Annotated in this window: 20 protein-coding genes; 18 read left to right on the forward strand and 2 right to left on the reverse strand. The window is 40.7% G+C overall.

Annotated elements, in window-relative coordinates:
• Positions 1-106: 106 nt before the first annotated feature.
• From OCV47_RS15780 to OCV47_RS07860, 3 genes are all read left to right on the forward strand, one after another.
• A complete protein-coding gene (locus tag OCV47_RS15780) occupies positions 107-1,681 on the forward strand; it encodes a serine hydrolase (protein ID WP_317244172.1) in 1,575 nt (524 codons plus the stop codon).
• A gap of 94 nt (positions 1,682-1,775) precedes the next feature.
• Entirely contained in the window at positions 1,776-2,432 is a 657-nt protein-coding gene (locus OCV47_RS07855; RefSeq protein ID WP_262654599.1) for a YczE/YyaS/YitT family protein, read from the forward strand.
• A gap of 54 nt (positions 2,433-2,486) precedes the next feature.
• Positions 2,487-3,071: a DUF4317 domain-containing protein gene (locus OCV47_RS07860; RefSeq protein ID WP_262654600.1), complete on the forward strand. Its 585-nt coding sequence runs from the start codon at positions 2,487-2,489 to the stop codon at positions 3,069-3,071.
• A gap of 301 nt (positions 3,072-3,372) precedes the next feature.
• Here OCV47_RS07860 and OCV47_RS07865 read toward each other — a convergent pair whose 3' ends face one another.
• Positions 3,373-4,374, reverse strand: coding sequence for a LacI family DNA-binding transcriptional regulator (locus OCV47_RS07865; RefSeq protein ID WP_262654601.1), 1,002 nt, complete (start codon positions 4,372-4,374; stop codon positions 3,373-3,375).
• A 310-nt stretch (positions 4,375-4,684) separates the two neighbouring features.
• Between OCV47_RS07865 and OCV47_RS07870 the strand changes: the two genes are divergently transcribed.
• The 6 genes from OCV47_RS07870 to OCV47_RS07895 all read left to right on the forward strand — a co-directional run bounded on the left by OCV47_RS07870 (position 4,685) and on the right by OCV47_RS07895 (position 11,095).
• Positions 4,685-5,710, forward strand: coding sequence for a sugar ABC transporter substrate-binding protein (locus OCV47_RS07870; RefSeq protein WP_262654602.1), 1,026 nt, complete (start codon positions 4,685-4,687; stop codon positions 5,708-5,710).
• Between the two features lie 65 nt (positions 5,711-5,775).
• Entirely contained in the window at positions 5,776-7,257 is a 1,482-nt protein-coding gene (locus OCV47_RS07875) for a sugar ABC transporter ATP-binding protein (RefSeq protein ID WP_262654603.1), read from the forward strand.
• 10 nt (positions 7,258-7,267) lie between these two features.
• A complete protein-coding gene (locus OCV47_RS07880) occupies positions 7,268-8,242 on the forward strand; it encodes an ABC transporter permease (protein ID WP_262654604.1) in 975 nt (324 codons plus the stop codon).
• A 17-nt stretch (positions 8,243-8,259) separates the two neighbouring features.
• Positions 8,260-9,105, forward strand: a complete 846-nt coding sequence (locus OCV47_RS07885; RefSeq protein ID WP_262654605.1) for a sugar phosphate isomerase/epimerase family protein — start codon at positions 8,260-8,262, stop codon at positions 9,103-9,105.
• A gap of 21 nt (positions 9,106-9,126) precedes the next feature.
• Entirely contained in the window at positions 9,127-10,158 is a 1,032-nt protein-coding gene (locus OCV47_RS07890; protein WP_262654606.1) for a Gfo/Idh/MocA family protein, read from the forward strand.
• 19 nt (positions 10,159-10,177) lie between these two features.
• Complete coding sequence (locus OCV47_RS07895; RefSeq protein ID WP_262654607.1) at positions 10,178-11,095, forward strand: sugar phosphate isomerase/epimerase family protein; 918 nt, start codon at positions 10,178-10,180, stop codon at positions 11,093-11,095.
• A gap of 251 nt (positions 11,096-11,346) precedes the next feature.
• Here the strand turns inward: OCV47_RS07895 and OCV47_RS07900 are convergent, their stop codons facing one another.
• Positions 11,347-12,573 (reverse strand): pyridoxal-phosphate-dependent aminotransferase family protein, encoded by a 1,227-nt coding sequence (locus tag OCV47_RS07900; protein WP_117448804.1) that lies wholly within the window; start codon positions 12,571-12,573, stop codon positions 11,347-11,349.
• Between the two features lie 311 nt (positions 12,574-12,884).
• On the opposite strand from OCV47_RS07900, the gene asnS reads away from it, so the two are divergent.
• From asnS to rpsR, 9 genes are all read left to right on the forward strand, one after another.
• Positions 12,885-14,276 carry an asparagine--tRNA ligase gene (asnS, locus tag OCV47_RS07905; protein ID WP_262654608.1) on the forward strand — a complete coding sequence of 464 codons (1,392 nt, stop codon included), beginning with the start codon at positions 12,885-12,887 and terminating at the stop codon, positions 14,274-14,276.
• A gap of 13 nt (positions 14,277-14,289) precedes the next feature.
• Positions 14,290-14,985, forward strand: coding sequence for a VanR-ABDEGLN family response regulator transcription factor (vanR, locus tag OCV47_RS07910; protein ID WP_117448802.1), 696 nt, complete (start codon positions 14,290-14,292; stop codon positions 14,983-14,985).
• Positions 14,975-16,216 carry a sensor histidine kinase gene (locus tag OCV47_RS07915; RefSeq protein WP_262654609.1) on the forward strand — a complete coding sequence of 414 codons (1,242 nt, stop codon included), beginning with the start codon at positions 14,975-14,977 and terminating at the stop codon, positions 16,214-16,216. Before vanR ends, OCV47_RS07915 begins: the two co-directional genes overlap by 11 nt.
• A gap of 37 nt (positions 16,217-16,253) precedes the next feature.
• Positions 16,254-17,150, forward strand: a complete 897-nt coding sequence (gene srtB, locus OCV47_RS07920; RefSeq protein WP_256297903.1) for a class B sortase — start codon at positions 16,254-16,256, stop codon at positions 17,148-17,150.
• Positions 17,150-17,875, forward strand: a complete 726-nt coding sequence (locus tag OCV47_RS07925) for an NAD-dependent protein deacylase (protein ID WP_117448799.1) — start codon at positions 17,150-17,152, stop codon at positions 17,873-17,875. The genes srtB and OCV47_RS07925 overlap by 1 nt, the downstream gene beginning before the upstream one ends.
• A 52-nt stretch (positions 17,876-17,927) precedes the next feature.
• Complete coding sequence (locus OCV47_RS07930) at positions 17,928-18,122, forward strand: DUF951 domain-containing protein (protein WP_117448798.1); 195 nt, start codon at positions 17,928-17,930, stop codon at positions 18,120-18,122.
• A gap of 207 nt (positions 18,123-18,329) precedes the next feature.
• Positions 18,330-18,617 carry a 30S ribosomal protein S6 gene (gene rpsF, locus OCV47_RS07935; RefSeq protein WP_117448847.1) on the forward strand — a complete coding sequence of 96 codons (288 nt, stop codon included), beginning with the start codon at positions 18,330-18,332 and terminating at the stop codon, positions 18,615-18,617.
• A gap of 16 nt (positions 18,618-18,633) precedes the next feature.
• Positions 18,634-19,083 (forward strand): single-stranded DNA-binding protein, encoded by a 450-nt coding sequence (locus OCV47_RS07940; protein ID WP_117448797.1) that lies wholly within the window; start codon positions 18,634-18,636, stop codon positions 19,081-19,083.
• Positions 19,084-19,106: 23 nt separating this feature from the next.
• Positions 19,107-19,370, forward strand: coding sequence for a 30S ribosomal protein S18 (rpsR, locus tag OCV47_RS07945; RefSeq protein WP_117448796.1), 264 nt, complete (start codon positions 19,107-19,109; stop codon positions 19,368-19,370).
• Positions 19,371-19,786: the final 416 nt, after the last annotated feature.

Consider the following 19,786-nt stretch of genomic DNA (forward strand, 5'->3'; position numbering starts at 1 on the left):
GCCGGGCATAGAAGAGTGGACGGCAGCAAATTTTATCCAGAGCGTTATAGAACGTGAAAGGACATGAACTAAACGGGAGAAGAGACAGAATACGGAGGAATTTGCTATGATGAAAAGAAACATATATGCAGTAACAGCGGCGTTCTGCCTCTTGAGCGCAGCGACTGGAAGCAATGTTCTGGCAGCAGGCGGAGGAACAAAGCAGTTGATCGGAATCGGAAGTGGCAGTGCTTCTGCGACAGAGCTAGATAAGACCAGAGCAGACGAGGATGCATCAAAGATATCTGGAGATATAGAAAAGAGTACAGAGTCCGTGACGGAGAAGCAAAATGGCTGGAAAGTGGCTATTGATCCGGGACATCAGGGAAGCTGGGTGGATATGAGTGCTCAGGAACCATCGGCGCCGGGATCATCCGAGACGAAGGCGAAGGCCACGACCGGAACCACCGGAAAGTTCAGCGGTCTAAATGAATATGAATTAAATCTGCAGGTATCTCTTTTATTAAGAGATGAGTTAGAGGATCGTGGCTATGAAGTAGTAATGACCAGAGAAGACAACGATACAGCCATCAGCAACAAGGAGCGGGCAGAACTGGCAGCAGCGGAAGGCGCCGATATTTTGGTCCGGATTCATGCCAACGGAAGTGAGGATACTTCTGTGAACGGGGCGCTGGCCATGGTGCCGTCCCAGAGTAATCCTTATGTGGGCTATATGTATGATGAATGTTATGAACTGGGAGAAGATATCTTAAAGGCCTATTGTGAAAGTACAGGGATCGCAGATGACGGAGTGCAGTATTACGATAATATGTCTGGTATCAACTGGAGCACCATACCGGTTACCATTCTGGAGATGGGATTTATGAGCAATCAAAATGATGACCTGTTAATGGCAGATGAGAACTTTCAGCCAGTGATGGCAGAGGGAATTGCCAACGGGATAGATGCTTATTTCTCTTCTTCTGATATGGACAGAATTGAAAACGAACTGGCAGAGGATCTGGCAGTCCGTGCCGGAGCCGGAGAGACCTGGTCGGCAGCAGTCGTGAATCTGGATACAGAAGACAGCTGCACGGTGAACAATCAGTCCATGCAGGCGGCCAGTCTGATTAAGCTGTTTATTATGGGCGCGGTATATGACCGGTACGACAGCCTGACAGTAACTTACGGTGAGGATCAGATACAAAGTCTCTTATCTGATATGATTACCGTCAGTGACAACATGGCAGCCAATACCCTGACGAACTATCTGGGAGACGGGGACGATGCTACAGGCCGTGGGGCAGTGAATGAATACTGTGCGTCCAACAATTATGAGAGCACTGCCATGGGGCGGATGCTGCTGGCTCCGGCTGACAAAGGAGATAATCTGACTTCGGTCAGTGACTGTGCAGAATTCCTGCGGAAAGTATACAAGAACGAACTTCCGCATGCAGAGGAGATGCTGGGCTTTTTGAAGAATCAGCAGCGTACCCACAAGATCCCTGCAGGACTGCCGGATGGTGTGGAAAGCGCCAATAAAACAGGCGAACTGGATACAGTAGAGAATGATGCGGCGATTGTATTTGCAGATACACCTTATATTCTATGTATTATGTCAGAAAATCTGTCTGATGTGGGAGCGGCGCAGAATAACATTGCAGGAATCTCTTCGGATATATATAATCTGATCGAAGAATAATAATGGAGCAGATATCTGTTTCATGCAAAAATGAGCGCCAATGGAATGTACAGTAAAGATACTGTATGGAGTAATATAGGAAAAGAGGAAAACTATGAAAAATTTACTGAGTGGATTTATTGGAAAGAAGAACTTCTGGCCAAGACTTTTAATTGCTTTGCTGGCTGTTCTGAGTATGGGTGTGACATTATCTTTTCTGATACAGGTAAATCTGGGAACTGACCCATGTACGCTGCTGAACCGTGCTGTTGCAGCCAGACTGCATATGAGCCTGGGAAACTGGCAGGCACTGATGAATATGATTCTTTTGATTATTGTACTGATCTTTGGTGCAAGAAACTTTGGATTCGGTTCCTTGTTTAATATGTTTTTAATAGGCTATACGATAGATTTCTGTACCTGGCTGTGGAACCAGATTCTGCCGATGGAGATATTTCAGTTATGGAGTGTACGGATTGGAATATTAATTCCGTCGATCATTCTGTTTGTATTATCCGCAGCACTTTATATGGATGTGGACATGGGAACAGCACCTTATGATGCCATCCCATATCTGATTTCTGTAAGACTGCCGAATGTGTCTTTTCAAACTATTCGAATCGCATTCGATCTGATTGTGACATTGATCGGATGGGTGCTGGGAGAGACACCGGGAGCAGTTACCGTACTGATGGTACTCATGCTTGGACCGGTCATCAGCTGGATGGGAGAATGGCTGACAAAACATTTTGAACTGTTTAGGGATCTATAAGCCATTGGGGACGGAGTTTTCTGGCCTTGTATCTGAAATGCTGGAGGAAGAGAGATGCAGAAAATTGACCGAGGAGATATGCTAGAGCTGACCAGACGAATGACCGTGAAGCGCAACTGCTTTCACAGAATAGCAGGTGCTTATCTGGATGCAGATGGATTTATTGACGGAACCTTCAATATTCATTTTCAGAAGCTGTCATTGCCAGATCAGGAAAAGAACCTGAAGATTGCCAAAGCAATTCCTTTTTCAGAGACAAACGAAGAATTAAAATTATACCATTTTTCAGAAGAAGCAAAAAAACCGGGGAATATCTGGAGTGTGCTGATGGAGCTGCGCAACTGTGAATTAAAAAACGATGCTCTGTTGGAATCCTTTTATGAATTCGTAGCAGATCAGTATTCCTCATCTGGGAATTATGCTATCTATATGTTTTATGGAAGCTACGATGTGCCGGTAAAGGCAAAGGACAAAGAAAGCCTGTGGGATTCAGAGGAAGTGTATAATTTCCTGATCTGTGCCATCTGTCCGGTATCAGGAGATTACGAACCGGGAGATGCCGAATGTGGTTTTCTGTTTCCGGCGTTCATTGATCACAGCAGCGATCTGTATGGCATGGATGTGTTTCGGGCAAAATAAGCTATGGAATCGGTTGTAAAAGATGAGTCTTTCAGATAGAAATAGAAAAGCAAATATGCTAAACTAAAGCATAATAGCCAAGAATAAACCACATACCAAAATGCAAAGTGCACGAACATGCACCCATTTGTTTAAAATGAAATTAGCCTGGAATTACAATAAAAATGAAGACTTTATAAAAGTTCAAAAAATTGGAAGAGAATCAATGTATGTAGATTCTCTTCCGATTTTTTTCTAAAAAGCAGAAAGTACTGCTCAATCACCTGTTTGGGTGATTTTGCGTCAATCTTTTTTATAGGAACTAATATGTAGTAGACTCACGGATGATTAACTCTGTATCTAAAATAAATTGTTGAGCTTCTTTTTGGGGATTACTAATTAAAGAGATTAATTGCGTGCAAGCCATGAATCCCATATCATATCGTGGCTGATTAATAGTAGTGATATTGGGCGTTGTCATTACAGAGATATCAATATTATCAAAACCTGCAATCAAAATATCACGTGGTATCTGAAAACCTTCCAGTACACATGCTCGAAGAGCTGCGGCAGCCATAATGTCTGAAACGCAAAAAATAGCATCTGGTTTTCTGGAAATTTTCAGCATCGCTGAAACGGAGGAGACGGTTGTTGAAAATTTACCGTCAGGAACATATACAATATGAGCTGGATCTGGTGAAAGATTGTAATACGATAAAGAATCCAAGTATCCTTGAAAACGCAAATCAGCAAACCCAAAACGTTTTTTATCATAGTTAATTAATGCAATATCCCGACAACCAGTTGAAAGAAGATAACGTATAAGCTTCTGAGTGGCATCGTAATTATCAATGGTGACGTAAGAAACACCAGCATCATTATTATATTCACTGCACTGAACAATAGGAACACGCATTTTAAGCTGCTCAAGAATTTGAATATCTACTTTTTGCATAATGATAACTCCGGATATATCAGATTGGGTAATTAGATGCAGAATTTCCTGAATATTGAATTGTGAGAGCATTTCTGTAATCATAACCATTTGATATCCATTTTGCCTGGCAGCATCTTGGATACCTTGGACAATATCAGTATAAAAGGGGTTGTTTAGTATTGGAACAATTGTAAGAATACGGCTATCCTTTGGCAACATGCTCACAGAATCAGGAAGAGTGCCGCCTAATTCGTTGATGGCAGCGTAAATTTTCTTTAGAGTGGAATGCTTTACAAGGTGAGGTTGACGTAAAGCACGAGATACGGTTGAAGGCGAAACGTTGGCAATTTCAGATATTTGAGAATATGGAAGATCGGATTTGTTCATATTTGTAAAGTTCACTTTCTATTAGTTTATTAATTATATTCTATATAGTATATTTGATTGTGTCAAGAATTCTTTTCATAATTATGAAAAGAATTCATGCGCATGAAATGAAAAATGAAAAATATTGGTGAAAATGAATAAAATAATACAAAAAACATTGTGAATATTGATAATGAGTACAAAAATAGTGAGAAAAAATTCAGAAAAAACATGAAAAAAATGAAAAAAATGATTGACGAAAAACAGAAGCCATGTGATAATTAAATCACAAAATAAAAAAAGCAATGGGTGTTGCAAAAAGGAGGAAAATATGAGTACATTGAAAAAAACACTTATTATTGCAGGTGCAATATCAGCAGCTTTCACAGTTGGTTCGGCAGTATCGGCAAAAGATATTGGTGAAGTAAAAATTGGATATATTTCACCTGGACCAGATACTTGGTATCTGAGAGCTGAGGAAGGGGCTACATGGGCCAGTGAAGTAGCTGGTGCGGAAATTATTACTGTAAATTCGAACAGGGACTCAGAACAGGAACTTACAAACATTGATTATTTGATAGATGAAGGTGTAGATAGTATTGTTATACTTTCATGGAATGAGGCTGGATGTGTAAAAGCAGCTGAAAAATGCGCAGAAGCAGGAATTGGATGCGTAGTCTTTGATGCGTGTGGTGTGATGTCAAATCATGACGTTGATATTACTGCACAGGTTGACTTTGATTGGGCAAGCATGGGAGAAATGTACGCAAACTGGATGAATGATACATATCCAGGAGAAGGATATGTGTTCATTAGTGGAACCATGGATAGTGTAGTATGCCAAACATTGGAGAAAGGACTGAAAGAAGAAACTGAAAAATTAGGCTCAAATGAGTGCGTGGATGTTAGATACGGACAGTATGATCCTCAGACTGCTGCAGATGAAATCGAAGATTTGGTTAATTCTGGGGCAGAATTCTCCATTATTGGTGTAATTAATGAAGATTGTGCTGCAGCAATTATTACAAGACTGGAAGATATGGGAGTCGCAGATCAGTATCATGTATTTGCAGAGAATGGATCAGATGTTGGGGTTGATTTGATGAAAGCGGGAAGCCTTGAATTTACGGTAGCATCTTCTCCGGGACTGGAAGGGGCAGTAGCAACATTTGTTGCGATTGATGCAGCGGCAAATGGCTCAGAGAAAAATACATCTGTACCATGCCCTATTGCTGCAGTTTCGCCTGATAAAGTAGATGACCCGACAGTAGTTATCCCATGGGCAGTAAATGAAGAGGCATGGTCATCTATTATTAAGGATAGTTTTTCAGATTACGCATATTTTTTTGAAAAATAATGCGATACAAAATCAGCAACAAGGCTGTCTTAGCAGCCTTGTTGCTCTATGGAGGGGTGTTACATATGGAAAAACTGTTGGAATTAAAAGATGTAGCGAAATCTTATTCTGGTGTAGAAGTTTTACGTGGAGTTAATTTGTTGCTAAAAAAGGGTGAAGTGGTTTGCCTTGTTGGAGAAAATGGGGCAGGAAAATCAACATTGATCAAAATAATATCTGGTGCAATTGCGCCAGATCGCGGTACACGAATTTATTTTGGAAAAGTTTATGACAAAGTCCATCCAAGGCAAGTGATAGACATGGGGATAGCAACGATTTATCAGGAAATTGATTTGATTGACAATATCAGCGTTGCGGATAACATTTTTTTGGGTAGTGAAATAAAAACAAAATTTGGATTTATAGATGGAAAAAAACAGGAAGATCAGGCAAACGAGTTGTTAGATGAACTGAAACTTACTCACATAAGAGGAAGTATGCTGGTAAAACAGTTATCTACAGCACAGAAACAATGCGTTCAAATTGTAAAAGCATTAAAAAATAAAGCACGTGTTTTAATCTTGGATGAACCTACGGCTTCATTGGGCGATCAGGAAACAAAATTATTATTAGAACTTGTAAAAAAATTATCGAATGCAGGAATTGGAATAATATATATTTCGCATTATATTGATGAACTTTTCGAAGTAGGAGATACTTTTCTGATTTTGAAAGATGGAGAGCAGACAGCATTAAGAAAAAAAATAGAAACAAATCCGGAAGAAGTGATCCGCGATATGATAGGAAGAGATGCATCAAGTTTTTATAAGAGAGAATATTTTCAATCAGGGAAAAGAACATTAGAGATTAAAAATTATGAAAATGAAAAAACTGTTTACAATGTAAGTTTTAAAATAAAATCAGGAGAAATTTTTGGACTTGGAGGCTTGGTTGGTGCGGGACGAACAGAATTGGTTCGCATGTTATATGGGGCAGACACGAAAAAAGGTGGAGAGCTGTATATAGATGGGAAATTGGTTAGCATAAAAAATCCAAAAGAAGCTATCGAAAAAGGTATTTTTATGATTTCCGAAGACCGTAAAGGAGAAGGGCTTTTGGGAATTCGGTCTGTAAAAGAAAACATAATGCTTACGCATAATGAGAGAAGGGAGTGGATCCATCTTTTACAAGAAGAAGAAAGAGTAAATAAGGCAATAGAATTATTTAATATAAAAACTGCAGGTATGGATGCAGAAGTATTCAGCTTGTCTGGTGGAAATCAGCAAAAAGCCATTATTGCCAGGTGTGTAGAAGATATGGGGGAAGTATATATATTTGATGAGCCAACTAAAGGTGTAGATGTGGGGGCGAAGGAAGAAATATATGGATATATTGTCAATTTGGCAAAGCAGGATAAATTTATTATTCTCATTTCATCGGATATGCCAGAACTTTTGTCAATGAGTGATCGAATAGGAATTATGCGTGAAGGACATCTTGTAGATGTTGTAAATACGAAAGAGGTAAATGAGGAGATTTTGATGAGAGAATATTTGGGGGTAAAATAGGAGGTACAAAATGAAGCAACAAAGTATGAAATCCAGAATTATAAAAGTGGTTACATCACAATCATTTATATTATTTGTTTTTATTATATTAGTAGCAATTGTGACAAATTTTATTAATCCCAAATTTTTGACACGAAGTACAATTAATAGCATTTTGGGACAGGCGGCAGGATTGGGACTTATCTCAGCGGGAGCAACAGTATTAGTAATATCAGGTCATTTTGATATTTCCACAGGAAGAATGGTTGGATTGTCTATGTGTTCGATGGCATTAATGATGAATGCAGGAATTCATCCAGTGATTGCTTCGATAGCTGGAGTTGCAATTTGTATAATTTGTTCGTTGTTTAATGGAATTGTTTCCATAGCATTTAATGCTCCTTCATTTGTAGTTACATTAGCTACACAAAATATTTTTTACAGTATCGCATTATTAATAACTAATGGTTATATGCAGACTCTTTATGGAAAATACAGAACATTAGCATCCGCAAAACTTTTTGGTGTAATTCCGTTAATTTACATAATTTTGTTTTTGGGTTTTGTATGTATATTTGTATTATTGAAATATACAAGAACGGGAAGAGAAGTTTATGCGATTGGAACGAATCAGAGATGTGCTTACATTTCTGGAATAAATATTAATTTCAGTAAATTAAAGTTTTTCCTGATTAGTGGAGTTCTCGTAGGAGTAGCAAGTATGCTTATGTTATCCCGGATAAGCGCTGCACAGGCAACAACCGGGTATGGAATGGAAACAGAGGCAATTGGTGCAGTCGTAATAGGCGGATCATCTATTAATGGAGGAAAAGGCGGTGTTGTAGGAACGTTTTTTGGTGTGATTTTATTAAGCATGATTTCGACTGCAATAAATATGCTCCATATTAATGCATTCTATGAATATATGGTTTATGGTGCAGTTATTTTGTTAGCGCTTGGTATTACTGCACTTCGCAATTATACAGTTGCAAGAAAGAATGGCTGATAGAAAGGAGAGTTTATATGTATCATATAGGCATGACGCAGTGGATTGTTGGGAATGAACCACTCGAAGAAAGTTGCAAAAGATTAGAAAAGTATGATTATGACGGAATAGAATTTGCAGCAGATCCTTATCATTTGGATATTGCAAAGTGCAGAGAACTTATGGAGAAATATCATTTAAACTGCCATTCTTTATGTGGATTATTTGATGAATCCAGGGATCTGACGGATGACGGAGAAGCGGGGAAAAATGCGATTAGATATTTGAAGGACAGTGTGAAGTTTGCCAAAGCTATAGGGGCTAAAATTATAATAGTAGTTCCATCGCCAGTAGGGCGAACAGCGAAAGCGGAAAATGTTTCACTGGAAAATATAACTGCAAATGCTATAAAGAATATCAGGGAAGCGGCAGATTATGCGCAGAAATATGATATAAAATTTGCAATAGAGGCAATCAACAGATATGAAACATATTTTATAAATACATTAGAAAAAGCACTTGATTTCGTTAGAAAAATTAATCATCCGGCAGTGGGAATTATGGCAGATACTTTTCATATGAGTATTGAGGAAAGGAATATAGCAGATAGCCTGTTGATGGTGAAAGATTATCTGTTACATGTTCACATTGCGGATAATACAAGAGAAGCAGCTGGTATGGGTAATATTGACTTTAAGGAAATTTTATGTGTGCTAAACAGAATTGGATATGCAGGATCATTAACAATGGAATTTATGTATCGTATGGCTAATCCTTATAGTGCGCAAGAAATGAATACACAGTCAATGTTAATAGATCAGTATGCGAAGCAAGCTATAGAATACATTCGAATGGTAGAGAGAGAACTAGAAGAATTTAAATAAACAGTATGACGGGGGAAGAATATGATCGGAGTAGGCATTATTGGATGCGGGAAAATCGCACAGGTTCGCCATGTACCAGAATATATGGAAAATAGTGAAGTATGTTTAAAAGGTTTTTTTGATAAGAATTACGAAAGATCAACGCAGTTGGCTGAAAGGTATGGCGGGAGAGCATATAAAACGTATGAAGAATTATTGGCAGATTCCGAAATTGAAGCTGTATCTATATGTGTAGCAAATAGTGCACATGCCGAAATTACGATTGCAGCACTTAAGGCAGGGAAGCATGTATTGTGTGAAAAGCCAATGGCAACGAATTTGCAGGACTGTGAAGCCATGGTAGAAGTTGCGAAGGAAAATGGCAAGTATTTGATGATAGATCAAAATCAAAGACTTGCAAAGGCACATGTAATGGCAAAGCAAATGTTGGAGAATGGAATAATTGGAAAAGTTGTTACATTTCGTACAACATTTGGACACGGTGGACCGGAAACGTGGAGTGTTGATCCTGGAAAAAATACATGGTTTTTTGATCGAAAAAATGCTGTTATGGGAGCAATGGCGGATCTTGGAATTCACAAAACAGATTTGATACAGTACCTCTTATCACAGACAGTAATGGAAACAACAGCAAAATTATTGACATTGGATAAACGTGGAAGTGATGGAAAACTGATCGGCGTAGATGATAATGCTTTTTGCATATATAAAATGTCAGATGGATGTGTTGGAACGATGACTGCATCATGGACGTATTACGGTGCAGAAGATAATTCGACAATTTTATACGGTACAAAAGGAATTATGAAAATATATGACGATCCGAAACATTCAATTATAGTAATTTCAGAGGATGGAACACGAAGTGAGTATGATGTTGAGGCAATTCAGACCAATGATAATCAGACTAATTCTGGAATAATTAATTTATTTGTAAGTAGCATATTAGAACAGAGAGAACCGGAAATTTCTGGAGAATCAGTTCTTACGGCAATGAGAGCGGTATTTGCAAGTATAGAATCTTCTGAGAAAGGATGTAGTATTCAATTATAAGGCATGATGGGGGATTGCGATGAAAGTAGGATTATTGACATCAATTTTAGAACAATGGGATTTTGAGGAAGTAGTGGATATAGCTTCGAAAATAGGATTTGAAAGTCTTGAAGTTGCATGCTGGCCTATTGGAGATGCTGAACGAAGATATGCTGGTGTTTCACATATAGATGTTGTTCGCATTGCAGAGGATGAAGAATATAAACAACATATATTATACTGTTTAAACGAAAAAGGAATTACAATATCTGCATTGGCATATTATCCAAATACCATGGATCCTGATTTAGAAAAACGAAAAATAAATATTCAGCATTTAAAAAAAGTAATTATTGCAGCAGATCTTTTGAATGTTGGGATGGTTACAACATTTATTGGAAAGGATCAGTTCAAAAGTATAGACGATAATTTAAAATTATTAGAGCAAGTGTGGCCAGATATTATTAGTTTTGCTGAAGCTCATAAAGTGAAAATTGCAATAGAAAATTGTCCTATGTTGTTTGGAAAAGAGCAGTGGCCGGGAGGGCAGAATTTGATGTCAACGCCAATATTGTGGAAAACAGTATTTGAAAGATTCCCAAGCGATTATTTAGGACTGAATTATGATCCAAGTCATCTTGTGTGGCAGCAGATAAATTACATTAAACCAATTGAAGAGTTTCGTGATAAAATTTTCCATGTACATATTAAAGATATAAAACTATTAACGGATAAATTGGAAAAATGTGGAACAATGGCATATCCGCTGGACTATATGATTCCGAAAATTCCGGGATTGGGAGATGTAAAATGGGGGAAATTTATTTCGGCGTTAACTGATATCGGATATGATGGAACCGCATGTATAGAAGTGGAAGACAAGACATTTGAGAATGAAAAAGAAGATATTATAAAATCTATTGAAATATCCAAGAGATATATTCAACAATATATTTAGATAGCAGGTGAGATGTATTGCATGAAACGGAGTAAACAGATGTCATTAGTGTATATGCATGAAAATAATATATGAGTAAAATGCAGAAAAAATGCAGTTTCCAATCGGAATTAAGAATTGCTCTAATTAGTGGGCATTAAAATGTATGCATTTTTCCACTAATAGATAAAATATCCGGGGACTGTAAAGTCACCCGGATTTTTTACTATAAACATGAATGGGGAAAGCCAGAAAACTCCGTCCCCAATGGCTTATGCGTTTTTGTATACCTGAAGTGCTGCAGCAACTGCTTCGCCAGCCGGTACTTTTACACCGTTGTCAATCAGGACTGCTTCGATAGCGCCTAATGTGAAGAGAATGTTTCTCTTCTGGCTTGAATAACCCATGTTACCGATACGGATGATCTTGCCATCCAGAGGACCGAAGGAAGTAGCCATCTCGATACCGAAGTCACGCAGAGCCTGTCCACGAAGAGTAGGTCCATCGATACCTTCTGGGATGCAGATAGCAGTTACACATGGCATTTTGTGTTTCAGATCACCGAAGATCTTCAGTCCCATAGCCTGCAGACCGGCACACAGAGCCTTGTCATTCAGAGCGTGACGTGCGAAACGTTCCTGCAGACCTTCCAGCATAATGCAGCGAAGTGCTTCATGTACAGCGTACTGCATGGAAGTTGCTTCTGTATGATGGTTCAGATGACGTGGGCTCCAGTAATCTTCCAGCTGAGCGATATCCAGGTAGTTACTTGGAATCTGTGGAAGAGTACCATCGATATCACTGCTGGTACGGATACCCTTTTCTACTTTCTTTCTTTCGTTTACGATCTTGGAGATCTTGTCATTGTATGTGATCAGTGCAGATCCGGATGGAGCGGAGATACATTTCTGGGTACCTGCGATACATCCGTCAATGCCCCATTTGTCAACCGGGATATCCACACCACCCATGGTAGCAACGGTATCGACGATCAGCAGAGCGTCATATTTCTTACAGATTTTTCCAAGCTCTTCCATTGGCTGCATCATGGAAGTAGATGTTTCACCATGGATGCAGGCTACTGCTTTGTAGCCACCCTTCTTTAATTCTTCTTCGATTTCTTCCGGATCAAATACAGTTCCCCATTCTCTTTCCAGAAGTGTGATATCAGCGCCACATCTTTCCAGAATCTCGCTGAGCAGATATCCGAAACGTCCAAATGCAGGGATCAGCACCTTGTCTCCAGGGCAGATCGCACCGGTCAGAACTGCTTCCAGACCACCACGGGAAGTGGTATCTACGCAGTAAGTCTGTTTGTTCTCTGTCTGGAACAGGATACGTGCCATTTCCTGAGTCTCAGCCATCAGATCAGTGAATTCAGGATCAAACTGACCAAGAATGTGAGAGGACATAGCCTTTAATACACGAGGATCTGCTTCAACAGGACCTGGTGTCATCAGTGTACGTGGAGATGGATTGATTTCTTTGAAAGTCTTCATAATAGTACTCCTTTATTTTATTACCTAATGTATAGTGCTCAAATTTGTTCTGTGGATAGTATATACTGATCCTTTTTGAATTTCAATATAAAATCATGAAAAAACTTGGAAATTATGAATGAAAATAATGAAAAATACAGATAATAAAGGCATTTGGAGAAAATTCAAAAATAAAAAATAAAAATTAAAACCGGTTGACCACAAACAGGGTTTTCAAGAGAATGCGGGAAAGTTCGTGTAATTCAGCTTGCACCATATTTCAGAATGGGATATACTAGACTCAAGTATGCAAATTAAAGGAGTATGGAGATATGGACTTGATTACAGTAAGAGAAATCTATAGAAATAGAGAACAGTACCTGAATCAGGAAGTAACCGTAGGCGGATGGGTAAGAAGCATTCGAGATTCTAAGACATTTGGATTCCTGGTACTTCATGACGGTACATTTTTTGAGACACTGCAGGTAGTGTTTGCAGACCAGCTGGAGAACTTTGCAGACATCTGCAAGCTGAACGTAGGTGCAGCCGTGATCGTAAAAGGAACACTGGTGCCTACACCGGAGGCAAAGCAGCCATTTGAGATTCAGGCAGCTTCCGTAGAAGTGGAAGGTACTTCTGCACCGGATTACCCATTACAGAAGAAGAGACACAGTGTGGAATTCTTAAGAACCATTTCCCACCTGCGTCCTCGTACCAATATGTTCCAGGCAACCTTCCGTGTACGTTCCCTGGCTGCTTATGCCATTCATAAGTTCTTCCAGGAGAGAGACTTCGTATATGTGCACACACCACTGATCACAGGAAGTGACTGTGAAGGTGCCGGTGAGATGTTCCAGGTTACCACTCTGGATCTGAAAAATGTGCCGATGACAGAGGATGGAAAAGTAGATTATACACAGGATTTCTTCGGAAAATCTACCAACCTGACGGTAAGCGGACAGTTAAATGCAGAGACCTTTGCACAGGCATTCCGTAATGTATACACATTTGGACCAACCTTCCGTGCTGAGAACTCTAACACAGCACGTCATGCAGCAGAATTTTGGATGATTGAGCCGGAGATCGCATTTGCAGATCTGAAAGATGACATGGTTCTGGCAGAGTCCATGTTAAAATATGTCATTCGTTATGTGATGGAGAACGCACCGGAAGAGATGGCATTCTTTAATAACTTTGTAGACAAGGGACTGATTGATCGTCTGAACAGCGTAGTATCAGCAGATTTTGGACATGTAACCTACACAGAAGCCATCGAGATTCTGGAAAAGAACAATGACAACTTTGATTATAAAGTAAGCTGGGGATGCGACCTGCAGACTGAGCATGAAAGATATCTGACCGAGCAGATTTTCAAGAAACCGGTATTCGTAACTGATTATCCGAAGGAGATCAAGGCATTCTATATGAAGATGAACGAAGACGGCAAGACCGTGGCCGCTATGGACTGTCTGGTTCCTGGCATCGGTGAGATCATCGGCGGTTCCCAGAGAGAGGATGATTATGACAAGCTGCTGGCTCGTATGAACGAACTGAGAATGAAAGAAGAAGATTATAAGTTCTATCTGGATCTGCGTAAATACGGTTCTACCCGTCATGCAGGATTTGGTCTGGGATTCGAAAGATGCGTCATGTATCTGACCGGTGTGGCCAATATCAGGGATGCCATCCCATTCCCAAGAACAGTAGGGAACTGTGAATTATAGAAAAGAGGAAATTATGTCGGATAAGATACTCGTAGTGGATGACGAGCGGGAGATCGCCGACGTCATCGGACTCTATCTTCAGAATGAGAATTTTGAAGTGATCAAATGCTACAATGGAAAAGATGCTCTGGAGGCAGTAGAGAAGGAACATCCTTCTCTCGCCATCCTGGATGTGATGCTTCCGGACATCGATGGATTTACGATTTTACAGAAGATCAGAGAAACCTATATGTTTCCTGTGATTATGCTGACAGCTAAGACCGAATACATGGACAAGATCACAGGACTGACTCTGGGGGCAGATGATTACATCGAGAAACCATTTAACCCCCTGGAACTGATGGCGCGGGTAAAAGCACAGCTGCGCCGTGTAACGAAATACAACGAAGGCAATAAGCCACAGGAAGATATCATAGATTTCGGTGGCCTGGTGATGAATCGCAGCACCCACGAATGCCAGTTTAATGAGCGGGAGCTGACGCTGACACCCATTGAATTCGATATCTTGTGGATTCTGTGTGAGAACCGTGGACAGGTAATCAGCTCAGAGCAATTGTTTGAACAGGTATGGCATGAGACATATTATAAACAGAGCAACAATACGGTGATGGTACATATCCGTCATCTTCGAGAGAAGATGGCTGGCTCTATGGGAAAAACAGACTTCATAAAGACCGTATGGGGAGTTGGATACAAGGTTGAAAAGTAACTATAAGAAGCTAAAAAGGACAATTCTGATTCGTACGGGGCTGGTGGCATTGTTGGCACTGGTCATAGGGGAGGGGATTGTCCATTTTTTCATTGATGGGATATTTCAGGGACTGTTTACCAGGGCAATGATGGCGATTTTTACCGGAATGCATATGGATTCAGAGATGGCGAACGAATGGTATGGAAGAATTTTCATGGACCATAAAACGGTGTTTCTGGTAATCGGGTTTATCATTTTGTTTCTGATTTTTTATAATCTGCTGGTAAAACGGATGCTTCATTATCTCAGCAGCGTGGAGGCAGCCATTGATGCCATTCAGAGAGAAGACGATGAGCAGATTGTGCTGGTGCCGGAGCTGAAGCCTTTGGAAGACAAGCTGATGGCACTTCGTGCAACGCTGAAGAGAAAAGAGATGGAGACCGCTATCAGCGAACAGAAAAAGAACGATCTGGTGGTTTATCTGGCGCATGACCTGAAGACCCCGTTGACGTCGATTATTGCATATCTGACCATGCTGGATCAGAGAAAGTCCATGCCGGACGAAGACCGGGAAAAATATATTCATGTGACCTTTGAGAAGGCATCCAGACTGCGGGAGCTGATTAATGAGTTCTTTGAGATCACCAGGTTTAATCTGCAGGATATTGTGTTGGAGAAGGAACAGCTGAATCTGTCGTTCCTGCTGGAGCAGCTGGCGGATGAAAGTTATGGTGTGCTGAAGGATAAATACCTGACCTGTTCGGTAAAGACAGACGATGATCTGATGGTGATGGGAGACCCGGATAAGCTTGCCAGAGTCTTTGATAATCTGCTTCGAAATGCAATAGCCTACAGCTATACGGATACAGAGATTGAGATTGAAGCAAGGGCAAAAGGTACAGATATTGTCATTACTTTTGAGAATCAGGGACATGAGATCCCGGAGCAGAATCTGAAGCTGATCTTTGAAAAGTTTTATCGTGTGGATAATGCCAGATCCAGCCAGACGGGAGGCTCCGGCCTTGGCTTGTCCATCGCAAAGAGGATTGTGGAACTGCATGGTGGCATCATAGAGGCAACCAGCGACTGGGAGAGAACCACATTTACCGTAGTGCTTCCGGGCATTCATAATCCGACTCAGAAGGTGGAGATCCAGGAAAAAGAAGAAGAGGATCCGCTGAGCCGCCATCAGAAGCTGGGAACCAATAAAAAATCAGAAATTGGCAAGAAGAACCGCAGACGGGTATAGAATTGTTTTTGTATAGAACTGGAAAGGGGGCATCTGTATGGGAAGACGTGAAAAAAAGAAAAAAGGCGGAATTGGAAATGTGATCAGCACTTTGATTTTGATCATTGCGATAGGAATCTTTGCTTTTGCGGCGTGGAATCTGATTACGATTTATCTGAATTATAAAACTGGCGTGGATGAATACGCGAAGCTGGAAGAGTATGCAGATAACCAGAAGATCACAGAAGGTCTGGATGATACCATGGAAGAAAATGATACCATGGGAGATGAATGGGGAGACGCTGAGCTGACCGAGCACGGCGGTACCAGTAAATTTGAGGTTATGGAGAATCCGATCGATTTTGAAAGTCTGCAGAAGATCAATCCGGACGTAATCGGCTGGCTGGAGATGGAAGCTGTAGATACGATCAATTACCCGATTACTCAGGGGGAGGATAATGATTATTATCTGCACCGGACATTCCAGAAGACGGATAACTTTGCCGGCTCCATTTTCCTGGATTATATGAATAAGAGCAATTTCGGACAGCGTAACAGCGTGGTATATGGACACAATATGAAGAATGGTTCCATGTTTGGAAGCCTGAAAAAGTACCGGGATGAGGAGGTCTATAAGACCAGCCCGTATTTCTGGATCTATACACCGACCAGGATCTACAAATATGAGATTTTCTCCTGTTCGGAAGTAGACAAGTACAGTACCAATTATCAGATCACATTTCGGGATAAAGAAGATTTCCAGGAATTTATCTATAGCTGTGAGGAACAGGCATTATATGATACCGGAGTGGATGTGGATTACACCGATACCATTGTGACATTGTCCACCTGTACTGGCAACGAAGCAACCAGATTTATCGTACAGGGCAAGCGTGTGAGAACCTATGCGGCAGTTCCAAAAGCCGGCGGTTATGAAACGGAGGTGCAGGAATAATGGCAAATGAAATCGAGACTTTGCAGAGTTGGATTCAGAACAGCAAGAAAGTGGTATTTTTTGGCGGTGCTGGTGTGTCTACAGAGAGTGGCATACCGGATTTTCGAAGTGTGGATGGCCTGTATCATCAGGAATATGCCTATCCACCGGAGACGATTTTAAGTCATAGCTTTTTCATGTATCATACAGATGAATTTTATCGTTTCTATAAGAAAAAAATGCTTTGTCTGGATGCAAAACCGAATATGGCACACAAACGTCTGGCCCAGTGGGAAGCATCCGGGCATGTACAGGCGGTGATTACCCAGAATATTGACGGATTGCATCAGGCAGCAGGAAGCAAAGAAGTACTGGAACTTCATGGAAGTGTATTGCGTAATTATTGCATGAAGTGCCATAAGGCTTATGATGCGGAATATATGCTTCATGCAGATGGCGTGCCAACCTGTTCTTGCGGCGGCACCATTAAGCCAGATGTGGTGCTATATGAAGAAGGTCTGGATGATTACACACTGCGCAAGTCTGTGGAATACATTTCCAATGCAGATGTGCTGATCATTGGAGGAACGTCGCTGGTGGTATACCCGGCAGCAGGGCTGATTGATTACTTCCGCGGAGATCATCTGGTGGTGATCAATAAGAGCGTTACTTCCAGGGACAAAAATGCAGATCTGGTGATCCAGGACAGCATCGGGAAAGTATTTGAACAGATTGAGATCAATTAAATACGTTCACTGAAATGGAAAGGGGATTTAGGTAAAAGTAACGGAGGAAAAGATGGAACGATTTGTATATGAGGTAGGAGATATTGTCAAATTAAAAAAGCCCCATCCATGTGGCAGCCAGGAATGGGAGATTCTCAGGGTAGGCGCAGATTTTCGCCTGAAGTGTCAGGGATGCGGACACCAGGTCATGGTATCCCGCAGACTGGTAGAAAAAAATACCAGAGGGCTGATAAAAAAGACGGAATAATTCGTTACGGTTCACTGCCATTGTTCCGCGAAACGTGTTGCTGGTCACGGAGTGAACAGTAATGATAATTCCGATAAAGCCCATAAAACAGGAAAATAATACTTGCTTTCCGGGAAAAAGTATGATAAAGTATATATTCGTGATATATTTCAATTCCTTGCTCCTTTTTCGGAAAGGGGCCAGAGACCACAAGGAGGTGCAAAACGCATGAACAAGTATGAATTAGCAGTTGTTGTCAGCGCAAAGCTTGAGGACGACGCAAGAACAGCTACCGTAGAAAAAGTAAAAGAGTATATTACACGTTTTGGCGGTACTATTACGAATGTTGACGAATGGGGTAAGAAGAAACTTGCTTACGACATTCAGAAAATGAGCGAAGGTTTTTACTATTTCATTCAGTTCGATGCAGAGGCTACTTGCCCGGCAGAACTGGAAAGACATGTTCGTATTATGGAAAACGTTCTCAGATATTTGTGTGTTAGACAGGACGCATAATTAAGAGGAGATCAGAATGAATAAGGTCATTTTAATGGGTCGTTTAACGAGAGACCCGGAAGTTCGTTACTCAGCAGGCGAGAATGCTACCGCTGTAGCAAGATATACATTGGCTGTAGACCGCAGATTTAAACGTGATGGAGAGTCAACCGCAGATTTCATTCAGTGTGTTGCTTTCGGCAGAAGCGCAGAATTTGCAGAGAAATACTTCCGTCAGGGAATCAAGATCGCAATTACCGGTCGTATCCAGACAGGAAGCTATACCAATAAAGACGGAATGAAAGTCTACACAACAGACGTTGTTGTAGAAGAACAGGAATTCGCTGAGAGCAAGAATGCATCCGGAGCATCAGAAGGCGGCTATAGTGCAGCACCGTCACCGAGCAGACCGACACCTAGTGCCGCAGCAGGAGACGGATTCATGAATATACCGGATGGTATCGATGAGGAGCTGCCGTTTAACTAGAATTTCGATAGGAGGTAAGAATCATGGCTTACAATAGAAGTGATAGAAGCGACTCTCCAATGAAGAGAAGAGGCGGACGCAGAAGAAAAAAAGTTTGTGTATTCTGCGGTAAAGAAAATAATGAAATTAATTACAAGGATACAGCCAAATTAAAGAAATACGTTTCTGAAAGAGGAAAAATCCTTCCAAGAAGAATCACAGGAACATGTGCAAAACATCAGAGAGCTCTCACATCTGCAATCAAGAGAGCACGTCACGTTGCACTGATGCCATACGTACAGGACTAATCAGTTAGTCAGTCGTAGAAAAACATAAAAAGAGACCCCTTAGAAGCTGCGGGAGCGGCGGCTGAGGGGTTTTTCGCAATATAACTACTCAAATTTCTACTATCGTAGATTGTATATTCGTTTAGAATCGCACCAAGAGGTGCAGGCAAGTTTGAAGTAAAAGCAATTCATAGATCTGGCACATACCAGAAAGAAAGTGACATCGAGAATAAGAGTTGATGTAAAATTCGCTGCTGAAAGCTGGAAAAAAGATGTGCGTGACAGCGGGAAGAGGGAAAATGAGATTGAATCCTATATCGCTGTCCGCGTTCAGAAAGAGTATGTAAGGAATGATGCGCCAGCTGCGCGGGATGGCACTATAAAATATAATTAGGATATAAACGGTACCTATGGGTGCTGTTTTTTTGTGTTAATAT

This window comes from Muricoprocola aceti, assembly GCF_025567005.1.
GTDB lineage: Bacteria > Bacillota > Clostridia > Lachnospirales > Lachnospiraceae > Marvinbryantia > Marvinbryantia aceti.

What these genes read in the sequence shown, in the direction of transcription:
- OCV47_RS15780 (WP_317244172.1), top strand. Translation starts at nt 107, where the DNA reads ATGATGAAAAGAAACATATATGCAGTAACAGCGGCGTTCTGCCTCTTG.
- OCV47_RS07855 (WP_262654599.1), top strand. Translation starts at nt 1,776, where the DNA reads ATGAAAAATTTACTGAGTGGATTTATTGGAAAGAAGAACTTCTGGCCA.
- OCV47_RS07860 (WP_262654600.1), top strand. Translation starts at nt 2,487, where the DNA reads ATGCAGAAAATTGACCGAGGAGATATGCTAGAGCTGACCAGACGAATG.
- OCV47_RS07865 (WP_262654601.1), bottom strand. Translation starts at nt 4,374, where the DNA reads ATGAACAAATCCGATCTTCCATATTCTCAAATATCTGAAATTGCCAAC.
- OCV47_RS07870 (WP_262654602.1), top strand. Translation starts at nt 4,685, where the DNA reads ATGAGTACATTGAAAAAAACACTTATTATTGCAGGTGCAATATCAGCA.
- OCV47_RS07875 (WP_262654603.1), top strand. Translation starts at nt 5,776, where the DNA reads ATGGAAAAACTGTTGGAATTAAAAGATGTAGCGAAATCTTATTCTGGT.
- OCV47_RS07880 (WP_262654604.1), top strand. Translation starts at nt 7,268, where the DNA reads ATGAAGCAACAAAGTATGAAATCCAGAATTATAAAAGTGGTTACATCA.
- OCV47_RS07885 (WP_262654605.1), top strand. Translation starts at nt 8,260, where the DNA reads ATGTATCATATAGGCATGACGCAGTGGATTGTTGGGAATGAACCACTC.
- OCV47_RS07890 (WP_262654606.1), top strand. Translation starts at nt 9,127, where the DNA reads ATGATCGGAGTAGGCATTATTGGATGCGGGAAAATCGCACAGGTTCGC.
- OCV47_RS07895 (WP_262654607.1), top strand. Translation starts at nt 10,178, where the DNA reads ATGAAAGTAGGATTATTGACATCAATTTTAGAACAATGGGATTTTGAG.
- OCV47_RS07900 (WP_117448804.1), bottom strand. Translation starts at nt 12,573, where the DNA reads ATGAAGACTTTCAAAGAAATCAATCCATCTCCACGTACACTGATGACA.
- asnS (WP_262654608.1), top strand. Translation starts at nt 12,885, where the DNA reads ATGGACTTGATTACAGTAAGAGAAATCTATAGAAATAGAGAACAGTAC.
- vanR (WP_117448802.1), top strand. Translation starts at nt 14,290, where the DNA reads ATGTCGGATAAGATACTCGTAGTGGATGACGAGCGGGAGATCGCCGAC.
- srtB (WP_256297903.1), top strand. Translation starts at nt 16,254, where the DNA reads ATGGGAAGACGTGAAAAAAAGAAAAAAGGCGGAATTGGAAATGTGATC.
- OCV47_RS07925 (WP_117448799.1), top strand. Translation starts at nt 17,150, where the DNA reads ATGGCAAATGAAATCGAGACTTTGCAGAGTTGGATTCAGAACAGCAAG.
- OCV47_RS07930 (WP_117448798.1), top strand. Translation starts at nt 17,928, where the DNA reads ATGGAACGATTTGTATATGAGGTAGGAGATATTGTCAAATTAAAAAAG.
- rpsF (WP_117448847.1), top strand. Translation starts at nt 18,330, where the DNA reads ATGAACAAGTATGAATTAGCAGTTGTTGTCAGCGCAAAGCTTGAGGAC.
- OCV47_RS07940 (WP_117448797.1), top strand. Translation starts at nt 18,634, where the DNA reads ATGAATAAGGTCATTTTAATGGGTCGTTTAACGAGAGACCCGGAAGTT.
- rpsR (WP_117448796.1), top strand. Translation starts at nt 19,107, where the DNA reads ATGGCTTACAATAGAAGTGATAGAAGCGACTCTCCAATGAAGAGAAGA.